4 protein-coding genes are annotated in these 2,698 nt (G+C 68.9%); 3 read left to right on the top strand and 1 reads right to left on the bottom strand.

All coding sequences use genetic code 11. From position 1 onward, the window contains the following. Positions 1-132: 132 nt before the first annotated feature. Entirely contained in the window at positions 133-402 is a 270-nt protein-coding gene (locus AX721_RS06220; protein ID WP_068875150.1) for a hypothetical protein, read from the top strand. Positions 403-546: 144 nt separating this feature from the next. Continuing rightward, positions 547-1,104 carry a hypothetical protein gene (locus AX721_RS06215; RefSeq protein ID WP_068875149.1) on the top strand — a complete coding sequence of 186 codons (558 nt, stop codon included), beginning with the start codon at positions 547-549 and terminating at the stop codon, positions 1,102-1,104. A gap of 240 nt (positions 1,105-1,344) precedes the next feature. On the opposite strand, the gene AX721_RS26695 is transcribed toward AX721_RS06215, so the two are convergent. Further along, positions 1,345-1,905 (bottom strand): metallophosphoesterase family protein, encoded by a 561-nt coding sequence (locus tag AX721_RS26695; RefSeq protein ID WP_082765647.1) that lies wholly within the window; start codon positions 1,903-1,905, stop codon positions 1,345-1,347. 362 nt (positions 1,906-2,267) lie between these two features. Here AX721_RS26695 and AX721_RS06205 point away from each other — a divergent pair, with 362 nt between their 5' ends. Next, a complete protein-coding gene (locus tag AX721_RS06205) occupies positions 2,268-2,531 on the top strand; it encodes a hypothetical protein (RefSeq protein WP_068875147.1) in 264 nt (87 codons plus the stop codon). Positions 2,532-2,698: the final 167 nt, after the last annotated feature.

The raw sequence follows: 2,698 nt of genomic DNA, 5'->3' as shown, positions 1-2,698 counted from the left end.
GTCTCGTGGGCTCGGAGATGTGTATAAGAGACAGGCCGGAGAGCGGGGGGTGGAGGGGGCGAACCGCCGGCTCGCGAGCGCTAACCATCGCGTGCAACCCCAAGTTAAGCGGCGGCCTCACAGTCTCCGGCCATGACAACCGCCGCCCCCCGCCCACGACCGCCCGCGCGCGTCACCGCGATCCTGGCGCGCAACGCACGCAAAGCCGTGGTCCTGCGGCGCGGCCCCAGCCGAAGCGTCCTGCTGCTCAGCTGGGACCTCGACACCGACACCCTGACCCCGGGCCAGTGGTTTCGCGGCCGCATCTACGAGCGCCGTTGCGACCTCTCGCCCGACGGCGACCTGTTCGTCTACTTTGCAGGCTACCGGCAGGGCCCCTATCGAAGCTGGACCGCCATCTAACGCCCGCCCTACTTCACGGCCCTCGCGTTCTGGCCGAAGGGCGACGGCTGGGGCGGCGGCGGGCTCTTCTCCACGTCCCGCTCGCTCGCCCTCAACCACCGGCCGCCGCTCAGCGAGCACTCCCGTGGCGTCGGCGGCGACGAGATGCGCCTCGCGCCCGAATGCGACCCGCTGCCCAAGGGGTTCCGCGTGCAGCCGCTCGGACCTGGTTCCGGCTGGGGCGAGGACGATCCCATTCACGCGATGCGCCAGCACCGCGACGGCTGGCGGCTCGCCGCGGAAGGCAGCCCCGGCCAGGAGGCGCCTCGCGATCCTGACGCCGAGCCGCCCGCGGTGTGGGTGACCTTCGACCGGCCCTGGGTGATGCAGAAGCCCCTCCGCAAGGGCGGACCCTTCCTGCAGACGTCCCTCCACGGGATAAGGGAGCGCGACGGCCGCTGGTACGTCGAAACCGCTCAGATCGTTTCCGGCGCCGACGTCCTGGCCGACCTCGGCCGTATCGACTGGGCCGACGTCGACGGCTTGGGGGACACGCTCTATTCCCAGGACGGAAAGCTCTTCCGCCTGCGCCTCGCCGCCGGACAGGTCCCGCCCGCCCCGACCCTGGTTGCGGACCTGAACCCCCTATCGTTCGAACGCCGCACCAGCCCGCCCGCGGCGCGCGTCTGGCCGGACTCCGCCCGCAAGGGAAACATCGGCTAGGCGCCGCCTATCCGGATTGGCCCCGTCGCCAGGAGGCAACCGTCCGGCGCCAATTCCCCGTCAGCGCAGACATCCCCACCGGGGATACGCCCCGCCCTGAAATCCATGGTTGATGCGAGCCTTGGGTCCGGCGCTGTCAAGGACGACGCCCGCCGGGCGCGCCGCCCCGCGGGGGGCCTTATCCGGGCCGCGCGCCCCGATGCCGGCTTTCGACCCTGAGGCGACCTTGAGTGCGTCGCATTAGGCCACCCAGACGACCTGGCCGTAGCAGCCTTCGGCAGCGACCTTGAGCCGGAGGATGCTGGGGCGAGAGCCTTCTGCCGGCGATACGGCGCTCCCGGGGTTGAGGGCAGAACCGCTTGCACCAAAGCGGGCTTCGTCGGCCCGGTGTGTCGCCGCGTGAAGTAAGATGTTGAGCGGTCCGCCGAATAGTCGCTGACAGGTTTGGACGGCGTCCTCTGCGGCTACAAAAGGATCAACTTCATCGGCCAGTCCGGCCGCCTTGGCATCGAACACGCAGCCAATCCGGTAGCCGTCGCCCTCCAGGGCAAGCAACCTGCGGCGCGTCCGCATGTCGTCGTCGTCATCGTTCCCGCGAACGCCCAGCACAGGGGCGATTGCTTCAAGCTGATCGAGCCCAGACCGCTCACCCATATCGCCCAGTGTGACGATCAGGTCGGCGCCCTGTAGGCGCGGGAAAAGTGCTGCAGGAAATCCTGGGCCGCCTTCGTGGATATGGCAGTCGGCGAGTACGGCGATGTTCGTTCCGCTGAACGGCAGTCTCCAGGCGGATTGAGGCACGCGCGGTCTCCATCAGTACGGAGCAAGCTTCAGCACGAAGCTCCGGGGCGCAACCTTCGATTTCATCGCCCTTGCGACAAGGTCCGAAATCCACCCCTCTCCAACTTCCAAGGTCCGATCTGGAGTCGGACGTGAGATTGCCCTGGCTCGCCGGTCACCCTGGCGGTGTGTGGTTAATTGGCTGGCCGTCGTCCGACGAAGCCCCCGCGCCTTCACCTCCCCCCGCAAAGCGCTGGGAGGGGGACCGCCCGCCGAGGCCGCAGGCCGAAGAGCGGGGGATGGAGGGGGCGAGCCGCGCCTAGTGCGCCGCAACCGCGCGGATGAGATATCGTGTCCACAAAACCTAACGACTGGACGCACAGATGCCGGCGGACGAGCTAGACGATCTGACCCCCGAGGAGCGCGCCCGCTTCGCCGCCTACGCCGTCGCCGCTGACCTGGCCGCCCGTTGCCGGCATCTCACGGACATGAAGGCGGCGGTAAGCGCCCATGCCCTGGACGATGTCGTCAACGCGCTGATGACCGAGTTCTGGGACCAGGGGTACTCACAGACAGAGATCCGCAGCGCATTCCTCGCCGCCGTCGCCGACATCAACAGATATGCGGCTGGAGAGGAGCGCCGGTAGGCGAGCCTCCAGGCGTCGCCGCCCCCCCGGCGGGCCTCCGGCCACTCTTTGAGATCGCCGGACCCCAAGGCAAACCCCGCCCATGGATTGATGGCAGACCGCCCAGCCCCCGTCTTTACCTCCCGCCGCTTTGCGGGGAGGTAAAGACGGGGGCTGGGCGGTCTGCC

The sequence above is a fragment of the Phenylobacterium sp. CCH9-H3 genome (assembly GCF_001557235.1).
Taxonomy (GTDB): domain Bacteria; phylum Pseudomonadota; class Alphaproteobacteria; order Caulobacterales; family Caulobacteraceae; genus Phenylobacterium.
The sequence above is the reverse complement of the archived record's forward strand: the minus strand, read 5'-3'. Positions and strand labels throughout refer to the sequence as shown.

What these genes read in the sequence shown, in the direction of transcription:
- AX721_RS06220 (WP_068875150.1), top strand. Translation starts at nt 133, where the DNA reads ATGACAACCGCCGCCCCCCGCCCACGACCGCCCGCGCGCGTCACCGCG.
- AX721_RS06215 (WP_068875149.1), top strand. Translation starts at nt 547, where the DNA reads ATGCGCCTCGCGCCCGAATGCGACCCGCTGCCCAAGGGGTTCCGCGTG.
- AX721_RS06205 (WP_068875147.1), top strand. Translation starts at nt 2,268, where the DNA reads ATGCCGGCGGACGAGCTAGACGATCTGACCCCCGAGGAGCGCGCCCGC.